The sequence below is a fragment of the Okeania sp. SIO2F4 genome, assembly GCF_010672385.1.
GTDB lineage: Bacteria > Cyanobacteriota > Cyanobacteriia > Cyanobacteriales > Microcoleaceae > Trichodesmium.
Map to the genome: position 1 here is coordinate 1 of NZ_JAAHGT010000694.1, position 5,232 is coordinate 5,232.

Sequence of the window (5,232 nt, forward strand, 5' to 3'; positions counted from 1 at the left end):
AATATCAACTGACCGAACTCGATCCGGCTCTGGTGTCGCGGTTCAATCTCTACGAGTTTGTGCCGACGGTGGAAGATTTGCTGCTTTGGGCTGCCGGGCAGGATATAGATTCACGGGTGCTGACGTTATGCCATTTTGAAAAAAGAATATTATCAAAATTTATTGATAGGAAACAGGAATTTGTAGCAAATATTTATCCAAATGGTATAAGAACAGTTAAAACTTAAATATTGGGAATAATCTTACTCTCTATACTCATAATTGAAAAAATATCTACTGGGTCAGTCTGTTGTAATTTACGCATTGCGATCGCTCCCGACAAACAACACATCAATATTGTTAATATCCAAACTAAAAGAGCCTTTGAAACTGTGATGATTATTGGTAAACTTGTAGCATTTCCTATCTTCTGCGGATTGAATAATTTCTAGGTTAACAACACATACCATACTATATTACTGTTTTCACATCAATTTAGGCATTGTCAGATTAAAAGATGAATTATAGGGAAATAGAAGGTAATGAATCAGTAGCCGAATTGAGTGCTTTAACATTTCAACAGACTTGGAACGCGCAAAATGCGAGCGCGATGTAACCGAGCTAAATAATGAGGTAAACATGTATTTTCTCTCTCTACACGAGTCATATAAGTCTTACTAACAATGGGATCTCCTACCGGAATAAATTTGGTATAAACTGGATTACCATCGCTCACTCAAAAGTAACATTACCACGCCCGAAATAGTCTGCCATAGTACCATAATCTGTAAAATCTACAATTATCTGTTCTATTCTTGCTTCTACCTGGCAACGTCGGTGTTATCCAGTCCACAAGCACACGCGGTCGTTTGCTGTTGCTTCGCAAAACTGGCGTAACGCAACTAAGATCGCGAAAGGTGGAACGCGGAGCGGATCTCTAACTGAGCGCCGAAGCTAGATTTAAGCTAGCATTCAAATCTCGTTCGCGCACTTAGTTGCGATTACTCCGCAAGGCTCATCCGCAATGTTCACACCTCAAAACAAGCTCCGCTCAAGACAGATACTCTTTAACAACAGCAGAGTTAGAACAACTTTTAGAGCGAGTTACCATCGCTCAACTACAATTAGTTGGAATATAACTCACACTTGTACTCTAGCTGTCTTCTAATCAAAAAAACTATTCGTAATTTTCTATCTAATCAATAATCAGGGCTGTCAAACAATACAGTGGTTAAATAATAATCTGTCCATTCTGACCCAAAAGCTTTTTCCAGGACTCGACGAGTTTTGTCGTTTTGTCTCTGTTGAGCGGAATAATGGTGTTGAGATTTGAGAATCTCAAGTTGTTGTTCTGGAGTAACCGGTTTTTGGGCGATCGCTTGCTGGCAATGTATTTCTAGGTAAGATTCCACTATCGATAGGAATTTTTGTTCTTCCTCTAAACCAGTTGGTCGTATAAATAGACAAAATTCAGAAAATATTTCGCCCCATTTTGGGAGTTCCCGAGGATGAGAAAATTCTTTTATTGGTAAAGTTTGAAGTTGATAGTTATAGACTTCTGGTAGTTTTCTGTCTTGGCTTAAGGGTGATAGATCGACTACTGCTGCACTTATTTGGCCTTTTGACCCTACTAAATCTGTACCAAACATAGGTAGGGCATAACTTGTTCTGGGAAACATAACACAGTGCAATATATCTAGGTTTTGGCCTATTTTTGCTAGTTCTAGATGTAACTTGCGGAACTGGGGAGTTTGATAGCATTTGTTTTCAATTGTTAGTTTTTCCCCTTCCAGACGGCCTTCTACATAACCTAGCTCCGCAGGTAGGTAATATGGTTCTAGGTCTAGGTAGCGTTGCCAAACTGCTTCTATGGTGTCTGCTAGTTGGCATACTAAGGGATTTTGTTGTTCTCGTATAGATGGAATTGATGTTTTTAACATTTTCGTTCTGGGCCAGTTAATTGAGGTCTTGTTATATTGACTTTTTTTATATTTTAGATAAATGGTTGATTAGTAATTTAATTTATATATTATTAGAATCCCACAATTGTGTCTCAATTGTTCAAGCTTAAATTAAAAAGCCAAAAGTCAAACTCAAAACGCCAAAAGTTAAAATGATTGATTATTTATATCAAGTATACATAGGCATGAAAAAGATATAGATTTTTGGCTCGAGCAGTTCCAGAATGCACTCATGCAAGAGGCACTTATGCAAGATATTTTAGGAAAAAGAGACGAAAAATGATTTAATGGGTGACTTTGACAACTACTCTATTGCTGTCAATTGTAATCGTTAAATAAAAGGCTTGTTGATTTTCACGCCTATGTCTAGTAAATGAAAATTGACAGTACCCAGAAGTTGTTTCCTGTATTGAGAATATTGCGATCGCTACCTAATATCAAATCCGTTTAATTCGGTATAAAAAAAATGTTCACTTCACGAGCGCCATTGCCAAATCTTTCTAGCTCTCCCCATCTCCCCACACTCCCCATCTCTCCACACTCTTTATCTAATTACACCAATGCTATCGGATTTTATATAACATATGATGGTCGTTTAATTTAGAATTTTTTCAATTCTTAACATAGTCGATATTATATTTTCCTAAATACTAAATTATCTCCTAATAAGAATTTCAGTGAAGTTTTTATTATCTGCTAAATACAACTAAAATTTAACCTATATTTACAATATCAAAAGTATTGAACAGTTATTAAGTGAAGTTTCATTACATTAACTTGCATAGTTGATTAATAGTGCTAAATTATAAATATGAAGAAGTAAATAAACTTCTTTGACAGATGCACAAGAGTTGAAATGATAACTAAGGAGGTAACAAACAAACTGTTTAATCCATCGCTCATCTGTCTGTTCAGACATCAACAGCAACCGACTGTGGTTGATATTTCCTCAAATTATTTTAGGGGAGCAATGAACTCAAATTGTTGAAAGAGTTTAACTCTATTTAACCTTTAATCATACAGAGGAAATCACTCAGCTAAGGAGGTCAAAAAAAGCTGTTATATTTTAAGTCTGTCTCAATACAAAACCACAATAATACCCATCTAAAAAGCGAAGACTTCCTACTAATAAGATCAGGAATACTACAGTAAATTTAACACTGTATAATTCCAAGACCTGAAGAGGAAAAGAGGAAGTAATGTAGTGAGTATAGGTGGGTGTTGTTATATGATTGGTAAGTTAAATTTAAAATGAAATTAAAAGTAAAGTTTAGTTAAGTTAGCTAGTAATTACTAGGAAAAATGTTAGATTAGTAATTGAAGCAGTAAAGCTTCAAATATTCATAACCCAATCTTCTTAGCAAGAAGGTAAAACTCCGAGAAGGGTGCCAAAGGCACAAGTATTGGTTGAGAAAGAGAAAGGTTGTGCTCAACCTTGATTTTCGGTTAAGCCGTTAACATACAAATAAGGAGGAAAAAACAACACTGCTAAGTCTAATTATGTTTCTGATTCCAAGAACAGGAACTCCTTTGTTAGAGGCTAGTATTTTCTCAAGTTTGAATGCTATTGGGAGTAAAAAATTATCAAATTTATTTTTGAGTTTCACTCCATTTCAAATTTAGTAAAATAGAGGAAATAATTTTAGCAACTCAGGAGGTTATAATTCTGTTAAATCCAAGAAAATCTGTCTCGTTAAATACTCAAAAGCAACACCTAGATAGAAAACTGATACTTCCTTAAGTGGTAGAAAGGGAGCAACGTAACTAAGGTTAATAGCTTAGTACATCTCCAGATACGATCCAAAAATGGAAGGAAGTTACTCAGTGAGTAAAGCTTAGGTGTTGTTTTTTGGTAGTCCTCAACAAGTGATTCTTTTTCATCCGCCAAGAAATAAATTTCTGGACTGCACAGCAGAACTCATCTAAAAATGACTAAAAGTGCTGATTTATTATGGCTAATTAATGAGACTTGATCTAATAGATAGATTGAACCAGGAACAGAAACAGACGCTCAGATAATCATAGATTTTACTGATTAGGGAATAGCAGAAAATAAATTATCCCAATTTTTGTACTAATCGCGTTAACTGGTTAGTCCCTACTCCCTTACTTTTTCAATTTCTTCCCTACTCCCTACTCCCCACTCCCTACTCCCTTATTTTCATAGCTAATGGGATAATTTTTTATTTGGAAGTCCCTTATTGTAGATTTTTGAGAACCGATTAAATTAATGCCACGAATTCAGAAGATCAATTATGAATTGACTGATGGATTGGGATTTGAATCACAAATTTTGTTCCCTGTCCAACTTCTGAAAAGCACTTGAGTTGACCCTTATGTTTTTCTGTAATAATTTGATAGCTAATGGACAGACCCATACCCGTTCCTTTTCCTACAGGTTTTGTTGTAAAAAACGGGTCAAAGATATACTGTCTAATATGTTCTGGAATACCACAACCATTATCTCCGATCGCAATTTCTACAGATTTTGAATCAATTACAGATGTACGAATTACGATTTGATTTGGGTTATCGTGGATTTGTTGATATGTAAATTTAGAACTAGCTTCTTCTAAACTATCAATAGCGTTTACCAGAATATTCATAAATACTTGGTTTAGTTGGCCGGAGTAGCATTCTATCGCAGGTAGTTTGTCATATTTTCGGATTATTTGAATTTCCGGGCGTTTGGTTTGAGCTTTGAAGCGATGTTGCAAAATCATTAGGGTGCTTTCAATACCCTCGTGAATATCAACAGCTTTGAATTCAGCTTCATCTATACGAGAAAAATTTCGCAGCGACAATACTATTTCTCGGATACGTTCAGTACCTATTTTCATAGAAGCGATCGTTTTAATTACGTCTGACTGCACGAATTCTAGGTCAACATCTTCAGCTTGCTCTTTAATCTCATCAACGGGATGAGGGTAGTTTTTTTGATAGAGTTCCAGAAAATCTAAGAATATTTCGGTATATTCCTCCATGTGACTGAGGTTGGCATAAATAAAGTTAAGAGGGTTATTAATTTCATGGGCAACTCCTGCAACTAACTGTCCTAGGGCAGCCATTTTTTCTGATTGCACCAACTGAACTTGGGACTGCTGCACCTGATGTAAAGCTTGCTTGAGTTCTGCTGTACGTTCGCCTACTTGATGTTCTAAGTATTCCGTGAGGTGATATAATTTTAACTGTGTTTTCACGCGGGCAATTAATTCTGCTTATTGAAATGGTTTAGTCACATAATCAACTGCTCCTAAACTAAGTCCCTTGACTTTATCAGTGGAATCACTAA

4 protein-coding genes and 1 pseudogene are annotated in these 5,232 nt (G+C 35.8%); 1 reads left to right on the top strand and 4 read right to left on the bottom strand.

Features of this window, described 5'->3' with window-relative positions; translation table 11 throughout:
* Positions 1-227 (top strand): hypothetical protein (locus F6K22_RS30635; protein ID WP_293106928.1); only part of this gene is annotated, 227 nt, incomplete at its 5' end.
* Positions 228-296: 69 nt separating this feature from the next.
* Here the strand turns inward: F6K22_RS30635 and F6K22_RS30640 are convergent.
* The 4 genes and pseudogenes from F6K22_RS30640 to F6K22_RS30655 all read right to left on the bottom strand — a co-directional run bounded on the left by F6K22_RS30640 (position 297) and on the right by F6K22_RS30655 (position 5,140).
* Positions 297-449 carry a hypothetical protein gene (locus F6K22_RS30640; RefSeq protein WP_293106931.1) on the bottom strand — a complete coding sequence of 51 codons (153 nt, stop codon included), beginning with the start codon at positions 447-449 and terminating at the stop codon, positions 297-299.
* A 15-nt stretch (positions 450-464) separates the two neighbouring features.
* Positions 465-715: pseudogene (locus F6K22_RS30645) on the bottom strand (IS1 family transposase); the annotation flags it as partial.
* A gap of 463 nt (positions 716-1,178) precedes the next feature.
* A complete protein-coding gene (locus F6K22_RS30650; RefSeq protein ID WP_293106934.1) occupies positions 1,179-1,919 on the bottom strand; it encodes a phycocyanobilin:ferredoxin oxidoreductase in 741 nt (246 codons plus the stop codon).
* 2,270 nt (positions 1,920-4,189) lie between these two features.
* Positions 4,190-5,140 (bottom strand): sensor histidine kinase, encoded by a 951-nt coding sequence (locus tag F6K22_RS30655; RefSeq protein ID WP_293106937.1) that lies wholly within the window; start codon positions 5,138-5,140, stop codon positions 4,190-4,192.
* Positions 5,141-5,232 lie beyond the last annotated feature (92 nt).